The sequence below is a fragment of the Streptomyces sp. NPDC005808 genome, from assembly GCF_042871385.1.
Lineage (GTDB): Bacteria > Actinomycetota > Actinomycetes > Streptomycetales > Streptomycetaceae > Streptomyces.
The window spans coordinates 649329-665860 of the sequence record NZ_JBIAIK010000002.1; the positions used below are offsets into that span (position 1 = coordinate 649329).

15 protein-coding genes and 1 tRNA gene are annotated in these 16532 nt (G+C 70.8%); 12 read left to right on the plus strand and 4 right to left on the minus strand.

Translation table 11 applies throughout. The annotated features are described in order from the left end of the window. Positions 1–9: 9 nt before the first annotated feature. Positions 10–1188 (minus strand): Glu/Leu/Phe/Val dehydrogenase dimerization domain-containing protein, encoded by a 1179-nt coding sequence (locus ACFYPC_RS06470; RefSeq protein ID WP_388671667.1) that lies wholly within the window; start codon positions 1186–1188, stop codon positions 10–12. Positions 1189–1528: 340 nt separating this feature from the next. Here ACFYPC_RS06470 and ACFYPC_RS06475 point away from each other — a divergent pair, with 340 nt between their 5' ends. The 11 genes from ACFYPC_RS06475 (at position 1529) to ACFYPC_RS06525 (ending at position 13577) form a co-directional block, all read left to right on the plus strand. Then, complete coding sequence (locus ACFYPC_RS06475; RefSeq protein ID WP_388671670.1) at positions 1529–2764, plus strand: MBL fold metallo-hydrolase; 1236 nt, start codon at positions 1529–1531, stop codon at positions 2762–2764. A gap of 466 nt (positions 2765–3230) precedes the next feature. Continuing rightward, on the plus strand, positions 3231–5513 hold the full coding sequence (locus tag ACFYPC_RS06480) for an ATP-binding protein (RefSeq protein ID WP_388671672.1): 2283 nt from the start codon (positions 3231–3233) through the stop codon (positions 5511–5513). 104 nt (positions 5514–5617) lie between these two features. Further along, positions 5618–6052 (plus strand): roadblock/LC7 domain-containing protein, encoded by a 435-nt coding sequence (locus ACFYPC_RS06485; RefSeq protein WP_388671675.1) that lies wholly within the window; start codon positions 5618–5620, stop codon positions 6050–6052. Between the two features lie 2 nt (positions 6053–6054). Continuing rightward, positions 6055–6426, plus strand: coding sequence for a DUF742 domain-containing protein (locus ACFYPC_RS06490; protein ID WP_388672051.1), 372 nt, complete (start codon positions 6055–6057; stop codon positions 6424–6426). Continuing rightward, entirely contained in the window at positions 6404–7003 is a 600-nt protein-coding gene (locus tag ACFYPC_RS06495; protein ID WP_388671678.1) for an ATP/GTP-binding protein, read from the plus strand. The genes ACFYPC_RS06490 and ACFYPC_RS06495 overlap by 23 nt, the downstream gene beginning before the upstream one ends. Positions 7004–7174: 171 nt before the next feature. Next, entirely contained in the window at positions 7175–7792 is a 618-nt protein-coding gene (locus ACFYPC_RS06500; protein WP_388671681.1) for a GAF domain-containing protein, read from the plus strand. Between the two features lie 164 nt (positions 7793–7956). Then, positions 7957–8985: an L-threonine 3-dehydrogenase gene (tdh, locus tag ACFYPC_RS06505; protein WP_388671684.1), complete on the plus strand. Its 1029-nt coding sequence runs from the start codon at positions 7957–7959 to the stop codon at positions 8983–8985. Between the two features lie 27 nt (positions 8986–9012). After that, positions 9013–10206, plus strand: coding sequence for a glycine C-acetyltransferase (locus tag ACFYPC_RS06510; protein WP_388671687.1), 1194 nt, complete (start codon positions 9013–9015; stop codon positions 10204–10206). A 120-nt stretch (positions 10207–10326) separates the two neighbouring features. Beyond that, positions 10327–11229 carry a LysR family transcriptional regulator gene (locus ACFYPC_RS06515; RefSeq protein WP_388671690.1) on the plus strand — a complete coding sequence of 301 codons (903 nt, stop codon included), beginning with the start codon at positions 10327–10329 and terminating at the stop codon, positions 11227–11229. Positions 11230–11720: 491 nt separating this feature from the next. Then, positions 11721–12080 carry an MmcQ/YjbR family DNA-binding protein gene (locus ACFYPC_RS06520; RefSeq protein ID WP_388671693.1) on the plus strand — a complete coding sequence of 120 codons (360 nt, stop codon included), beginning with the start codon at positions 11721–11723 and terminating at the stop codon, positions 12078–12080. Between the two features lie 111 nt (positions 12081–12191). Next, positions 12192–13577 carry an MFS transporter gene (locus ACFYPC_RS06525; protein ID WP_388671696.1) on the plus strand — a complete coding sequence of 462 codons (1386 nt, stop codon included), beginning with the start codon at positions 12192–12194 and terminating at the stop codon, positions 13575–13577. A gap of 348 nt (positions 13578–13925) precedes the next feature. Here the strand turns inward: ACFYPC_RS06525 and ACFYPC_RS06530 are convergent, their stop codons facing one another. Beyond that, a complete protein-coding gene (locus tag ACFYPC_RS06530; protein ID WP_388671699.1) occupies positions 13926–14837 on the minus strand; it encodes a transketolase family protein in 912 nt (303 codons plus the stop codon). 53 nt (positions 14838–14890) lie between these two features. Next, the gene (locus ACFYPC_RS06535; protein WP_388671702.1) at positions 14891–15592 is read right to left on the minus strand and encodes a transketolase; all 702 of its coding nucleotides are present in this window, start codon (positions 15590–15592) and stop codon (positions 14891–14893) included. Positions 15593–15743: 151 nt separating this feature from the next. Between ACFYPC_RS06535 and ACFYPC_RS06540 the strand changes: the two genes are divergently transcribed. Then, a tRNA-Pro gene (locus ACFYPC_RS06540) sits at positions 15744–15817 on the plus strand. Positions 15818–15848: 31 nt separating this feature from the next. On the opposite strand, the gene ACFYPC_RS06545 is transcribed toward ACFYPC_RS06540, so the two are convergent. Next, positions 15849–16481 (minus strand): tyrosine-type recombinase/integrase, encoded by a 633-nt coding sequence (locus ACFYPC_RS06545; protein ID WP_388671705.1) that lies wholly within the window; start codon positions 16479–16481, stop codon positions 15849–15851. Positions 16482–16532 lie beyond the last annotated feature (51 nt).

The following is a 16532-nucleotide window of genomic DNA, read 5'->3' on the forward strand; positions in this document are numbered from 1 at the left end:
CCGCCGCGGTCATCCGTACCAGCCGAACCGCTCGGCGATCACCGGCAGTCGGTCGGCGACGATGGCGTGCGCGGCGGCCCGCGGTGTGCTCCCGTCGGCGTCCGCGCGGGCCAGCATCTGGTCGATGAGGGCTCGCATGGAGTGCCGGATGTGGGCCAGGGCCATGTCCGGGTCCGCGCCGATGTCGCCGAACAGCGTCCACCACCACCAGGCGTTCGCGGCGGAGTTGACCACGACGTCCGGCAGGACGGTCACCCCGCGCGCGGCCAGCAGTTCCTCCGCCTCGGCCAGAACGGGCATGTTGGCCGCCTCGACGATCCAGCGTGCGCTGATCAACCGCTGGTTCACGGTGTCGATCGCGTACGAGACCGCCGCGGGTACCAGCACCTCGGCCTCGGCCGACAGCCAGGCGTCACCCGGCAGTTCACGGTCGGCCGGGCGCAGCGCCGAGCGGTCGACGGTCCCGTACGCGTCCCGTGCCGCGAGCAGCGCGTCGACGTCGAGGCCCGCAGGGTTGCCGATCGTGCCCTTGATGTCGGCGACGGCCACTACCGTGAATCCCGCGCGCGTGAGGAAGCGTGCCGTGGCGCCGCCCATGGTGCCGAGCCCCTGCACGGCGACGCGCGTCCCCGCGTACGGCATCCCGGCGCGGTCCAGGGCCGCGAGCACCGACTCGGCGACACCGCAGCCGCCGACCAGCTCGTCGAGCCCGATTCCGTCCACCTCGACGGCGAACGCCTCCGCGAGCCGCCGTCTCGCGGCCTCCTCGTCGTCGAGCAGTGGGTACACGGCCTGGATCGAGGAGACGAGGCCCGCCTCCTCGGCGGCCCGGTCGACCAGGTCCTGGGTGAGACCGAGGTCCTCGCCCGTGGTCCAGAAGCTCTCGATGTACGGGCGCATGGCGCGCAGATAGCGCACCAGAAGTCCGTACGCCGCAGGGTCCTGGGGATCGCAGTCGATGCCGCCCTTGGCGCCGCCGAGCGGGATGTAGCGGCCCTCCGGGTGGTAGTGCAGGGCTTCCTTCATGGTCATGCCGCGGGCGAGCCCGGCCACCTCGTCGAGCGTGCAGCCCTCCCGCATCCGCAGTCCGCCGCTGGCGACACCTCGTACGAGCCGGTCGACCACGAGGAAGCCCTGGTGGCCGGTGACGTGGTCGGTCCAGGTGAGTGTCATGAGGGGGGCGGTCACGGGGTCTCCTCGGGATACGGGATCAGGGGGCCGGCCGACCGGTGCGAGGCCCACCGCCGTGGGGGTGTCGGAGTCCTCGGTACATGGTGTCCCCGAAGGATGCCGGGCGGACGGCGCCGGACGCTCACATTACGTGTACTGAACCACCAGTCAGTACCTGAGCTCCTGGCGACGGAAGCGGACACACCTCCGCCCCAGACCCAGGAAGAAGGGGGCGCTCCGTGGGGTTGAGGAGGTACAGGCCGTACGGTCGCGGACACCGTGCTGTGACATGACCACCCCGGCGCAGTCGGAGGCGGCGACCATAATGGAAGCCTGACTGACTCCACCTGGAGGTACTGTGACCGGTTTCCGTCCCCTGAGCTCCGGGCTCCGCACACTGCGGCCCGCCGCCTTCGGCGCGGATCCGGCGGGTGAACGCCTGGAGCGCATCCGCAGATCGCCGAACTTCGCGGACGGTGTCTTCAAGAACCCGGAGGGTATCCCTCGGCCCGACGGCGCGATGCGCGAGTTCGCGAAGACCTTCTTCAGCAAGGAAGGGCGCACCCAGCGGGCCCCGGCCGGCACTGTACCGGTGCACGCCACGACGCTCGCCGACCTCGCCCGCCCCGCGCCGAGCGGACTGCGGCTCACCTGGATGGGGCACTCCAGTGTGCTCGCCGAGATCGACGGACACCGGGTGCTCTTCGACCCGGTCTGGGGCGAGCGATGCTCCCCGTTCGGCTTCGCCGGACCCAAGAGGCTGCACCCCGTACCGCTGCCGCTGGCCGCGCTCGGACCCGTCGACGTCGTCGTCATCTCGCACGACCACTACGACCACCTCGACCTGCCGACGATCAAGGCCCTGGCCGGCACGGACACGGTGTTCGCGGTGCCGCTCGGTGTCGGCGCCCACCTGGAGCACTGGGGCGTGTCGCCGGACCGGCTGCGCGAGCTGGACTGGAACGAGTCGACGAAGGTCGGCGGCATCTCCCTGACCGCCACCCCCGCCCGCCACTTCTGCGGGCGGGGTCTGCGCAACACCCAGCACACGCTCTGGGCGTCCTGGGCGGTGGCCGGTGTCGAACACCGGATCTACCACAGCGGTGACACGGGCTATTTCGAGGGCTTCAAGGACATCGGCGCCGAGCACGGCCCGTTCGACGCCACGATGATCCAGATCGGCGCGTACAGCGAGTTCTGGCCCGACATCCACATGACGCCCGAGGAGGGCATGCGCGCCCATCTCGATCTTCAGGGTGGGCGACGGGGGCTTGAGGGCGGTCGGCCCGGCGGCGTCATGATGCCGATCCACTGGGCGACGTTCAACCTGGCGGCCCACCCGTGGGCGGAACCCGGCGAGGGGACGGTGTCCGCCGCCGACGCGGTCGGTGCGCGCGTCGCGCTGCCCCGCCCCGGCGAGCCCTTCGAACCGACGGCCGAGACCGTCCCGTCCGAGTCCTGGTGGCGCGCCGTCGCGGTCACACCGGCAGCCGGATGGCCCGCGGTGCAGAAGACCGCGGCCGACACACCGGGTGACGTCATCGCTGGAGCCACGGAGGGCACCGGGGAGCCTGAAACGGTACCCGCGGGCTGAATTCCGCATCACCAGGACTGCGTTTCACATCTACGGCGAGGGCCGGGGAGCACATTGCTCCCCGGCCCTCGCCGCTTGTCGCTGACCGCTTCTGACCAGCTCTGATCGAATCCGAGCTCTGCGGGAACGTGTGTCCGAGGCTGTTATCGGTCTGTCGTACGACGGCTCATACCAGAGCGGGACCCTGCCCGTGGGACTTTGTCAACTGCCCGCCGCACATGATGCGTTGCCGACTACTGTCAGTTGCCGTCGGGCGACGAGGGGTCGAATTCTTCGGCTCTTCTCGACCGGCAACCGCGATGACGCCCGACCGACGCGATGACGCCCGACCGAGTCGAGCAGACCCGCGGGAGCCCCAGTGGATGTCCGACCCGTCTCCGACCCGTCTCCGACCGATCTCCGACCCACCTGCCACCCGTCGCCGACCCGAGTCCCCTACCTCCGACGTACCAGTACAAGGACGCCGATGTCTCACCTTCGTGCACCGGCCGCACGCGCAGACCGCCGTGAGGGCGGACGGCACGGACGGCCGGTCGCCCACACAGCCCCCTCGCTGCCCGAGACCCGCCTACGGCCCCAGCTGCTGCGCCTGGCTGTGCTGCCGCCGACCGCGGTGGCCCTCAGCGCCTGCGCGGCCGTGCTGTTCACCGTCCGCTCCACCGGCGCGCGGCCCGGCCTCGCGCTGTGGGCGGTGCTCGCGGGAGCGCTGGGCGTGGCGCTCGCGGGCATCGTGATCGCCGCTGTGGCCGCCGACCGCGCCGCCACGTCCGTACGGGACCGGATAGGCGCCCTGCGCCGCACCACCGCCCGTACCGAGGGCGACCTGCGCGCCCTCGTCGAGGCACTGCGCCGTGGCGAGAGTCCGCCCGCCCGTAAGGCGCGTCGCCAGCCGCCCGCGGACGCCGACGACTTCGAGCTGCTCGCCGCCGATCTCTCCCGCGCCCACGACGGCGCCATCACGGCCGTCGTGCAGGCCGCGCAGCTCTCCAGCCATGCGGGCAGCGAGCAGAAGGTCGAGGTCTTCGTCAATCTGGCCCGGCGGCTCCAGTCCCTCGTGCACCGCGAGATCTCGATCCTCGACGAGCTGGAGAACGAGATCGAGGACCCGGATCTGCTCAAGGGCCTCTTCCACATCGACCATCTCGCCACCCGCATCCGGCGGCACGCCGAGAACCTCGCCGTGCTCGGCGGCGCCGTCTCGCGCCGCCAGTGGAGCAACCCCGTCTCCATGACGGAGGTGCTGCGGTCCGCGATCGCCGAGGTCGAGCAGTACTCGCGGGTCAAACTGGTGCCCCCGATCGACGGCACGCTGCGCGGACACGCCGTCGCCGACGTCATCCATCTGCTGGCCGAACTCGTCGAGAACGCCACGGTGTTCTCCGCCCCCCACACGCAAGTGCTGCTGCGCGTCAACCTCGTGACCTCCGGGCTCGCCGTCGAGGTCGAGGACCGGGGCCTCGGTATGCCGCTGGGCGAACAGAACAAGATGAACGCGCTGCTCACCGACCCCGACCAGGTCAATGTCGCCAGCCTGCTCCAGGACGGCCGCATCGGGCTGTTCGTGGTCTCGCAGATCGCGCGACGGCACGGCATCCACGTACGGCTGCAGACCAACATCTACGGCGGTGTCCAAGCCGTACTCGTCGTGCCGCAGGCATTGTTGGGCACGGCGCAGGGCGACCCCGCAGGTGTGACCAGGGGCCGGCCCCACGAGACGGAGGCCGGGGGACGACGTCCGGCGCCGGGTCCTGGGGCCACGCAGGCGGCCCCCGCTTCCGCACTGCCCGGGAGCGGTACCGGTTCTCCGTTGCCTCGGCAGGCGCAGCGGGATCAGGCGCCGTGGGGCGCGATGACCGCGGGGAGCGATGGTCCGGCGCCGCTACCCATGCGCGGTACCCGCGTGGAGCGGCCCAATCCGGCCGAGGCCGTCCCCGGCGTCCGTCCCGACGACCGGCACGTCGTGACGGACAACGCGGGGATGGCGCCGACAGCGCGAGTCGGTGCGGTCCGCGGCACCATGGGCAAGCCTCAACTGCCCACGCGGCGCGCTCAGGAACACATCGCACCCCAGTTGCGCGACGGGCCCACACCCCGTCAGGCCACGGAGGATGTCGCCGGGCACGACCCCGGTCTCATGGCGGCGTTCCAGCGCGGGGTCGGGCTTGCGGAATCCACCCATGCCGAATCGGTTCATGCGGAATCGGCGCGGGTGGAGACCTCGGTGACGGAGGCTCGGCCCCTGGGCGGCTCGTCCACGCTGCCGCCGCTGGAGGTCGTACGGGTGGATACGCCGGTGGTGGGTGTGGCTCATATGGGTCACTCCCAGGCGGGTCACTCCCGTGCGGGTGTTCCCGGCGCCTCCCGTACGGAGCAACCGCACATGGAGCAACCGCACATGGAGCGACTCGACGTGGATGCCTCGCACATGGGCAGACCGCATAGGGGCCGATCGCATATGGACGAGCCGCACATGGACGAGCCGCACATGGATGGGGTGGCCCGAGTCGACGGTGTGACGTCGAGGGGCGTCGCCCCCATGGGCGTACGGCCGATGGATGCACCTTCGGCGGCCGGACCGCAGGCGGCAGGCTTGTCCGGGTCGCCCATCGGCGCGGCGTACATAGCCGAGGTGCACACGGCTCATGAGTCGGCGCCCCACGAGGTGCAGGGGGCGCGTGACGCCGCACCCGCGCCCGCGCCCGGCCAGGACTTCACCACCCGGCACGACGGGAGCGCACCGGCCGGATGACCAGTGGCTACTCCACCTTCACCCCGATCTTCACCCCCACCCCCACCCCCACCTCCACCCCCTCCGCTCTCGCAGACCTGCGTACCTCAAGGAGTCGATCCACCATGGCGAGCGATGCGCCGACCGGCCATGTATCCGATCTCGACTGGCTGATGAGCGGCCTCGTGCAGCGCGTGCCGCACACCACGAGCGCGGTGCTCCTGTCCTCCGACGGACTCGTGAAGTCGGTCCACGGCCTCGACACGGACAGCGCCGACCACATGGCCGCACTGGCCTCTGGCCTCTACTCCCTGGGCCGCAGCGCGGGCGTGCGCTTCGGCGACGGCGGCGACGTACGTCAGGTCGTCGTCGAACTCGACTCGACCCTGCTGTTCGTCTCCACCGCCGGATCCGGCACCTGTCTCGCCGTACTGGCCGGGCGTGACGCCGACGCGGCGGTGCTCGGCTACGAGATGGCGATGCTGGTCAAGAGCGTCCGGCCGTATCTGATGACCGCACCCCGGCAGCCCGCGGCCGAACCCTCTGCGATGAGGCCTTGAGGGTGGCCGCGGCCGGTGACGGGCCCTGGCTCGACGACGCGGCAGGCCGGCTGGTGCGCCCCTACACGGTCAGCAACGGCCGGACCCGGCCCACCACCGAGCTCGACCTCCTGTCGCAGGTGATGGCAACCGGCGCCACCCCTCTCGGCTACCTCGGGCCCGAGCACACGCTGGCACTCGAACTGTGCCGGGCCCCCATCTCGGTCGCGGAGATCGCCGCGCACCTGAAGCTGCCGGCGGCGGTCACCAAGGTGCTGCTGTCCGACCTCGTCGACTGCGGGGCGCTGACGGCGAAGCCCCCCGTGTTCGACCACAACCCCACTGACCAGTCTCTTCTGGAGGCAGTGCTCGATGGACTACGACGACAGCTCTGACCCATTCCCCACCGCGCTGAAGATCCTGGTGGCGGGAGGGTTCGGGGTGGGCAAGACGACCTTCGTCGGCGCGGTGAGCGAGATCGCGCCGCTCAGTACGGAGGAGCTGCTCACCACGGTCAGTGCCGCCACCGACAGTCTCGACGGTGTCGAGAACAAGGTGGAGACGACCGTGGCAATGGACTTCGGCCGTATCACTCTCGATCCGGAACACGTGCTGTACCTGTTCGGTACGCCCGGGCAGGAGCGGTTCTGGTTCATGTGGGACGAGCTCTCCGAGGGGGCGCTCGGCGCGGTGATCCTCGCCGACACGCGCCGTCTGGAGGACTGCTTCGCGGCCGTCGACTTCTTCGAACAGCGCGGACTCGGCTTCATCGTCGCGGTCAACGAGTTCGACGGCTCCTACCGTTACGACCCCGAGGAGGTGCGCGCGGCCATCGACCTCGACCCCGAGATCCCCATCGTGTGCTGCGACGCCCGGATCTCCAGCTCGGGCGTGCAGACCCTGCTTGTACTGGTACGGCATCTCCTCGCTCACGCGCCCGCGCACTCACCGAGTCACGGAGCCCATACGTGACGCCCGCCTGTCCCCGGTCATGTGGCCCGCACCTGACGCCCGCCTGTCCCCGGTCATGTGGCCCGCACCTGACGCCCGCCTGCACCGGGTCATGTGACCCGCACCTGACGTCCGTACGACCGAGCAACGGAGCTCGTGTATGACGCATGCCCCAAGTCGTGGAGTCCGTATATGAGTTACGAGCCCCGGCGTCCTGCCGGGCGTCTGCTGCTGACCCCGGAGGACAAGGACGCTCCCGCACGGGTGCGGCGGTTGCGCCGACTAGGCCTGGGGGAGCGCGCGGAGCCCGCCTTCGACGCCTTCGCGGACAGGCTGGCCGAGGTCGCCGCCGTGCCGTACTCGATGGTCAACTTCATCGATGAGCACCGGCAGTTCTTCGCGGGCCTGCACACCCCGGACGGCAGTGGCCTGGGCGCCGGCGGCTCTGGTGACCGGCTGATCGCGCTTGCCACCGCGGCGGACGGCTCGGCACGCGGCGTGGGCCGCTGTCTGACGCGCGAGTACGGCTTCTGCCCCCATGTGGTGGTCCGACGTAAGGCGCTCGTCCTGGAGGACGTCTGCGACTACCCGCGGTTCGCCGGGAACCCCGTCGTCGACGAGATCGGTGTCCGTTCCTACCTCGGCGCCCCGCTGATCGACCACACGGGCATCGTTCTCGGCACGCTCTGCGCGGTCGACACAGAGCCGCGCGCCTGGGGGAGAGCGGGGCTGGAGACCATCAAGTCGATGGCGGCGGAGCTGGTGGAGCAGATCGAACTCCGGGAGAGCGGTCTGTTGCTGGAGGAGTGAAGCGCGGGATGCGTGAAGCAGAGCTGTGGCCGCGCTTAAGAAATCCTCGATGGACCAGGGAGCCGTAGTACGGCAGATTTCGAGGGGATTTCACCCCTCTCCCCGGCACGGGCCCGCCGTTTCGGCGTGCCCTCCTCCGGGACCTCACCCACAGGAGCCGTAGCGTGAAGGCGCTGGTCAAGGAGAAGGCGGAGCCCGGACTCTGGCTCGTGGACGTTCCGGAGCCGCAGGCCGGCCCCGGCGACGTACTGATCAAGGTCCTCAGGACGGGGATCTGCGGTACCGATCTGCACATCCGGTCCTGGGACGGCTGGGCGCAACAGGCAATCCGGACGCCGCTGGTGCTTGGACACGAGTTCGTCGGCGAGGTGGTCGAGACCGGTCGCGACGTCGCCGACATCAAGGTCGGTGACCGGGTCAGCGGCGAGGGCCACCTGGTGTGCGGCAAGTGCCGAAACTGTCTGGCCGGCCGGCGCCACCTCTGCCGTGCAACGGTCGGCCTGGGCGTCGGCCGCGACGGCGCGTTCGCCGAGTACGTGGTCCTGCCCGCCGCGAATGTGTGGGTGCACCGCGTCCCCGTCGACCTCGACATCGCCGCGATCTTCGACCCGTTCGGCAACGCCGTCCACACGGCCCTCTCCTTCCCGCTGGTCGGCGAGGACGTGTTGATCACCGGCGCCGGACCCATCGGCCTGATGGCCGCCGCGGTGGCCCGGCACGCTGGTGCCCGCAACGTCGTCGTCACCGACGTCAGCGAGGAGCGACTCGAGCTCGCCCGCAAGATCGGCGCCAGCCTCGCCCTCAACGTCTCGGACGCGACGATCGCCGACGGCCAGCGCACGCTGGGGCTGCGCGAGGGCTTCGACATCGGCCTGGAGATGTCGGGGCGTCCGGAGGCGATGCGCGACATGATCGCCAACATGACGCACGGCGGCCGGATCGCCATGCTCGGCCTGCCCGCCGAGGAGTTCCCGGTCGACTGGTCCCGGATCGTCACCTCCATGATCACGATCAAGGGCATCTACGGCCGTGAGATGTTCGAGACCTGGTACGCGATGTCGGTCCTCCTCGAAGGCGGCCTCGACCTCGCTCCTGTGATCACCGGCCGGTACGGCCACCGCGATCACGAGGCGGCCTTCGCCGATGCGGCGAGCGGCCGCGGCGGCAAGGTCATTCTCGACTGGACCGTGTAAGTCACCTGCATCTCTAGGAGCTTTCCGATGTTCGACTCCGTGCGCGACGACCTGCGCGCCACACTCGACGAGATCCGCGCCGCGGGCCTCCACAAGCCCGAGCGCGTCATCGGCACCCCGCAGTCGGCGACCGTGAGCGTCACGGGGGGCGGGCGCCCCGGCGAGGTCCTCAACTTCTGCGCCAACAACTACCTCGGCCTCGCCGACCACCCCGAGGTCGTCGCAGCCGCCCACGCGGCCCTCGACCGCTGGGGCTACGGCATGGCGTCCGTGCGCTTCATCTGCGGTACGCAGGAGGTGCACAAGGAACTGGAGCAGCGGCTGTCCGCATTCCTCGGGCAGGAGGACACGATCCTCTACTCCTCCTGCTTCGACGCGAACGGCGGCGTCTTCGAGACCCTCCTCGGCGCCGAGGACGCGGTCATCTCCGACGCCCTCAACCACGCCTCGATCATCGACGGCATCCGCCTCTCCAAGGCGCGCCGCTTCCGGTACGCCAACCGCGATCTGGCGGACCTGGAGCAGCAGTTGAAGGAGGCGAGCGGTGCCCGACGCAGGCTGATCGTCACGGACGGTGTCTTCTCCATGGACGGGTACGTGGCTCCGCTGCGCGAGATCTGCGACCTCGCCGACCGCTACGACGCCATGGTCATGGTCGACGACTCGCACGCCGTCGGCTTCGTCGGCCCCGGTGGCCGCGGCACTCCCGAACTGCACGGCGTCATGGACCGTGTCGACATCATCACCGGCACCCTCGGCAAGGCGCTCGGCGGAGCCTCCGGCGGTTACGTCGCCGCCCGCGCCGAGATCGTCGCACTGCTGCGCCAGCGCTCGCGCCCGTATCTCTTCTCGAACACGCTCGCTCCGGTGATCGCCGCCGCCTCCCTCAAGGTGCTCGACCTGCTGGAGTCGGCGGACGACCTGCGGATCCGGCTCGCCGAGAACACCGCACTGTTCCGCCGCCGGATGACCGAGGAGGGTTTCGACATCCTCCCCGGCGACCACGCGATCGCCCCCGTCATGATCGGCGACGCGGCGAGGGCGGGGCGCCTGGCGGAACTCCTCCTGGAGCGCGGTGTGTACGTCATCGGCTTCTCGTTCCCTGTCGTCCCGCAGGGACAGGCGCGAATCCGGGTGCAGCTGTCCGCCGGGCACTCGACGGCGGACGTGAACCGGGCGGTGGACGCGTTTGTGGCCGCTCGCGCGGAGCTGGACGCCTGAGCGAGAGCCGCTCACCCGCTCTCCCGCTCGCTTCGTCCCGTTCGGTCGTTCCACTTCGGCCGACCTTTTCGCCCGACCTTTTCGCCTGACCTTTTCGCCCGACCTGAGAGAATCGGTCGCATGATCGAAGCGCGGCGGCTCCACATCCTTCGTGCGGTGGCCGACCACCGCACGGTGACGGCTGCAGCCGCCGCGCTCTATCTCACGCCCTCGGCCGTCTCCCAGCAGCTGTCCGCCCTGGAGCAGGAGACGGGTCATCGACTGGTGGAACGGGGCGCGAAGGGCGTACGGCTGACTCCGGCCGGTGAGATCCTGCTCAGTCACACCAACACGGTCCTCGCCCAGCTCGAGCGGGCCGAGGCGGAACTCGCCGCCTACAGCTCGGGCGCGGCCGGCACGGTCACGGTCGCCGCCTTCGCCACAGGCATCGCCCTGGTCGTCGCCCCCGCGGTGGCCCTCCTCGCCGCGTCGGCGCCCGGCATCCGTATCCGCGTCCAGGACGCCGAGGGCGACGCCAGCCTGCCGATGGTCCTCGACCGGCAGGTCGATGTCGCCGTCGCCGTCGAGTACCGAGGGGCCCCGCGGGCGGACGACCCCCGCCTGACGCACGTACCGCTGTACGCCGAGCCCTTCGACGCGGTGGTCCCGGTCGGCCATCGCCTCGCCGATGTGGACGAGGTGCCGCTCGCCGAGCTGGCCAAGGACACGTGGATCGGCCCGTACCCCGGCAATCCCTGCCATGAGGTCGTGGTCCTCGCCTGCGAGAGCGCCGGCTTCCAGCCCCGCCTCGAACACTCCTCGGACGACTTCCGCGCGGTGGTGGCCCTGGCCTCGGCCGACGCGGGGGTGGCTCTCGTACCGCGCTCGGCGCTGCGCGGCATGGACCTCACCGGCGTGGTCGTCCGCCCCGTCGACGGGGTGGCGCCGACGCGTCGGGTCTTCGCCGCCGTACGGCGGGGAGCGGAGGGGCATCCGCTGATCCGGCCGGTGCTGGACGCGCTCAGGATGGCTGCCGAGGGATAGGGCGGGCTGGTGCCGGTTGAGTCGCCCGCCGCACTGAGGTGCCTCGCTGAGGTGCCGCACTCAGGCGCCTCAGCGAGGGGCTCACGGAGGCGCTCTCCCGGAGGAGGCCCCTGGCCTTGAGGCGCGGGTCAGCCCTGCGTCTGTGCAGTCGCGACCCGGATTCGGTGCGTTCAGGGCGTCCTCGGTCAGGGCGTCCTCGGCCGCCGTCCGCCGCAGGAGGGAAGGCGGGACGCTGATCCAAAGCGACGACGGGATGGTGATCGGCGCGAAGGAGCGAAGGCGCGAAGGCGCGAAGGCGCGACGACGGGACGGTGATCGGCGCGAAGGCGCGAAGGCGCGAAGGCGGTGCCGTGCGACGGCGGTACCGCGTGACCATGTGACGGCGTGACGGCGTGACGGCGTGACGGTGTGACGGAGGCCTGGCACGGAGGGGCGACGGCCGGACGGTGGCCCGGCCGCGGTTGTCGGTGCCATTGGTTACGGTGCCTCTCATGCCGGATGCCGAAGACGTACGCCGTATTGCCCTCTCCCTGCCGGACACGACGGAGAAGGTCGCGTGGAGCATGCCGACGTTCCGGGTCGCGGGAAAGATGTTCGCCACGTTGCCCGAGGCCGAGACCTCCATCGCCGTGCGCTGCCCGAAGGAGGAGCGGGACGAGCTTGCCAGGGCCGAGCCCGCGAAGTTCTGGATCGCCGACCACGAGGCGGGCTTCGCCTGGGTCCGTGTCCGTCTTGCGGCCCTGGAGGACGACGACGAGCTCCGCGACATCCTCGCCGATTCCTGGCGCCAGGCGGCCCCGACCCGACTGCTCGATTCCTACCCGAAGTTGGGCCTGCCGTCCGTCGACTGAAACGGCCGAGGCGTTGTCAGTGCGCCGTGGCATGATCCGGAGGAGGGAGTGGGAAGCGGGGGCTCTGTGGGGGAATCGCAGGGGATCGGGCAGCGGGGGAGGGGAAGCAGGATGGGCGGGAAAGCACCGGCCTGGCAGGTCACGGCGCGGAGCGAGGCCCACGGCAGTGGGCGTGGTCGGGGCGAGGACCCTGGCCGCCGCGACCCGGCCGCCGAGCGCGCCCAGCGGTCTGTCTGGTCAAGGGACTTCGCCCTGTTCTTCGTCGCGCGAGCCCTCGCCCGCCTCGGCGACACCATCCTGCCGGTGGCCCTGGCCGCGGGACTGCTCCAGTACGGCTACGGGGTGGGCGCGGTCGGCCTGGCGATGGCCGCCTCGGCCGCCCCCTTCGCCGGGCTGGTCATCTTCGGCGGGGTCATCGCCGACCGGTTCAGCACGCGCAAGCTGATGATCGGCGCCGACCTGGTGCGACTGGTCACCCAGGCCCTCACGGCCGGGCTCTTCTTCGCCGGCCACGTGGTCCTCTGGCAGATCTGTCTGATCGGCGCGGTCAACGGCGTGGCGGGCGCGGTCTTCCAGCCCGGCGTCGCCAGTACGGTGCCGCGCCTCGCCACGGACGTACAGGGGGCCAACGGCGCGATACGGATCGCCGAATCGGCCGCTCAGCTCGCGGGCCCCGCCCTTGCCGGGCTGCTGGTCGCGTTCGCCTCGGCCGGAGCGGTCTTCGCGGCCCACGCGAGCACATACGCGCTGAGCGCCCTGTGCCTGCTGCTGCTCCGGCTGCCACCGGCCGAGCCTGGAAGCCACGTGCGCCACGGCAGCACCTTCAGGGCCGAACTCGTTGAGGGATGGCGGGAGTTCAGGGCCCGGACCTGGCTCTGGGGAGTCATCGTCATCTGGTGCGTGTACATGATCTTCTGCTGGGGTCCGACGGTCCCCCTGGTGGCGACGGAGGTGGTCCAGCAGTACGGCCCGCGCGCCTACGGCCTGGTCAACTCGGCCCTCGGCGCGGGCACCGTCATAGGGGGACTGATCGCGCTGCGGCTGCGTCCCCGCCGCATGCTGCGGGTCGGTTCGGTGGCTCTCTTCGCCTTCGCCTGTTTCCCGGCGTCCGTCGGGGCGGGGCTCGGCATCGCGGCCATGTCGGCCGGAGCGGTCATAGCGGGGGCGGGTCTGTCGGTGTGGGGAGTGATGTGGGCGACCAGTGTGCAGACGCAGGTCGCGCCCGACGTCCTCAACCGCATCCACGCGTACGACGTCGCGGGCTCCTTGGCGATGATGCCCGTCGGACAGGCCCTGGCGGGACCGGCCGCGACGGTGCTCGGCGCGGACAACGTCCTCCTCGTCGCCGGTGTCATGACCCTTGTCGCCGCGACGGCCCTGCTGTCGGTGCCCGCGATACGTGACCTGGTGCGCGTCGACACCCCGGCCTCCGCTCCCGCCGCGCGACCGCCTTCGACCGGGGCGATACCGGCACCTGCGCGAGGAGATCAGCGCTGAGGTGTGCGCTGGCAGGAGCAGGAGCAGGAGCAGGAGCAGGGGCAGGGGCAGGGGTGCTCAGTCGGGGACGCGCATGCGGCCTGCCGCGGTGGTTGCCGATCGTCCGCGGATGCGTGCTCCCGGGGCCGTCGGCCCTCGCGTGGACGCATGTCCTCGGGTCGTGCCATTGGCTTCATAGGGATGCTTGCCCCCGGGGTGCCGCGCGCCTTACGAGGGCGCCGCCCCTGAATGCCCCGGCCCCACGCGGTTACTTGCTCTGGCCCGCCGACCGCCTTACATGCATGCCCCGGTGTGCCCCTGCCCCACGGGGACGCTCATCTCATCGTCGCGGTGTCACAGCTTCAGGCTTCAGACGCCGACGCCGGCCCCCAGAAAGTCGCCGATCCGCTTCCGCAGCGACCCCGCGTCGAGACCGTGTGCGGCCAGGTGCTCGTCGATCCGCCCGTAGCGGCGCAGTTCGCGGCGGCCCACGCCGAGCCCGAGGACGCGGTGTCGCACGTCGGCGAGTGCGTCGGACGCGGCGGCAGTGGATGTGCCGGCCAGGTAGGGCTCGACGAGGACGACGTCGGTGCCTGCCGCCTCCGTCGCCCGGCGTAGTGCGGGCTTGTCGAAGGGGCGGACAGTCGTCGCGTACAGGACGCTGACGTCGAGCCCCTCGGTGGCGGCGAGCGTGGCGTCGAGCATCGGGCCGACGGCGACGACCACCCCGGAATGCCCTTCGCGGACGCTGACGAGGTGTGCCCCGTCGACCGGCAGCCCCTGCGCGTTGGCCTGCACGGACAAGCGCACGTACACCTTGTCGTCCCCGGCGGCGACCGCCTGGCGCAGCAGGGTCTCGGCCTCGTCCGGGTGGCCGGGCACGTGCACGGTCCAGCCGTCGAGGGTGTCGAGCAGGGCCACATCACCGGGCGACATGTGGGTGTACCCGCCCGCGGGCCAGTCGAAGGACGCGGACGCGCTGACCAGCACGGCGCCCGCGCCCTGGTGCCCGAGGTCGAGCTTGACCTGCTCGAAGGGCCGCTCGACGAGGAAACTGGCGAAGGTGTGCACCACGGGCCGCAGCCCGGTCAGCGCCAGGCCCGCAGCCGCTCCGACGAGGAGCTGCTCGCGAATGCCGACGTTGATCACGCGCTCGGGGTGTCTGCGCCCAGCCGCCTCGAAGCCGTCCGCGCCGATCTCGGCGAGGACGACGGCGACGCGTGGATCCGCGTCGAGGAGCTGGGAGACGACGGGGGCGAAACGGTCACGCATGGTGTCCACGGGATTTCGTGTCCTTTCGGGGTGCTTGCGAGGAAACCGGGCCGCAACCCGCCTCAGGCGGACTTCGGCTCGACCTGGGCGACGACGACTCGGGGGCGGCCCGGATGAGGGGCGGTGAAGGCGGCGTACAGCGCCTCGTGGTCACGGCCGTCGACGGTCGTAGCGGACCAGCCGGCCGCCACGAACCGCGCGGCGATACCGCCGGGCCGGGCGTGACTGGCGGAGGAGTTGTCGATCACGACCGTGTGCAGCCGTTCCAGACCGGCCGGTCCGGCGTACGCGATCGCTTCGTGGTTGCTGCCTTCGTCCAGCTCCGCGTCGCCGGTCAGCACCCATACGCGCGGCTCGTCGAGTCCCTGCGCCCGCAGGCCCAGCGCCATGCCGACGGCGATCGGCAGCCCGTGCCCCAGCGACCCGCTGCCGATCTCGGCACCCGGGACCAGCAGCCGGTCCGGGTGGTGCCCGAGGGGCGAGTCGTACGAACCGAACCCTGGCAGCCACGCGACGGGCAGGAAGCCCCTGGCCGCCAGCACCGCGTAGTACGCCATCGGTCCATGCCCCTTGGACAACAGGAACCGGTCCCGCTCCGGATCGTCCATCCGTTCGGGCCCCACCCGCAGCACCCTGTCGTACAGCACCCACAGCGCGTCCAAGGTGGATGTCGCCGCAGGACCGTGCTTCTCATCGCCGGTCATCAGCCCCATCAACCGGGGCAGATCGGCGTACGCGTAACCCTGTTCCGCTCTAATCGTCATGCGGAACACCCTGCAACCTCAACTAAACTTCAGGTCAACCCCGCTCTGAGTCTCCGACGGCCCCCTGGAAACGAGGGCGCGATCACCAGCGCGAGTGCGGTATTGTTTCGATGCACGTTCGGCCAGGGGAAACCCCAGGTCAGGCGGGCATCGGGACGTGGCGCAGCTTGGTAGCGCACTTGACTGGGGGTCAAGGGGTCGCAGGTTCAAATCCTGTCGTCCCGACTTTTGAAGTCGCAGGTCAGAGGCCGTTTTCTCAGCGATGAGAAGGCGGTCTTTGTCGTGTCTGCGGGGATGGTGGTCGCAGTGTGATCGCGGGCCGGGTGCCGGGCCGGTTCGCGGTGGTTCGGGAGCGGGGTGGGGTGGGGGAGCGGAGCCGGTCAAGGGCTTCGCGGAGCCGCCTGACGTGGTCGCGTGGTGATCGCACTCGCTCCAGCAGGGCTTGGCGGCCGGCGTTCTGCTCGGCCCGGGTGAGGCTCTGTTGGATGGTGTCGACGGCTTCGCGGGCGGCCTGTTGGGTGAGGTGGCTGTAGAGGTTGGCCGTGGTGGACAGGGTGGAGTGGCGCAGGGCCTTGGAGGCGACGGTGAGCGGGACGCCGGCAGTGATGGTGAGGGTGGCGGCCAGGTGGCGCAGGTCGTGAACGGTCACCCGGGGGACACCAGCTTCTTCGGACTGGTGCCGGAGCCGGTCGAGGACAGCGCTGGGCCGCAGCGGTCGGCCGTCGGGCCTGCAGAAGACCAGTCCCGTGAAGGGGGCACTCGGGTTGCTGTGGGCGCGGGCCGTTGAGCGGGCCCGGTGTTGGAGGGCGGCGGCGACTCGGGGGATATGGCCACCCAGTTCCTGCTGGAGCGGATCTTGGGTGTGGTGAAGGGTTGGACGGACGACCATGAGCGCGAGGCCCGACGCTATTTCGCGGATGTCGAAGTGGTGGTGTGGACA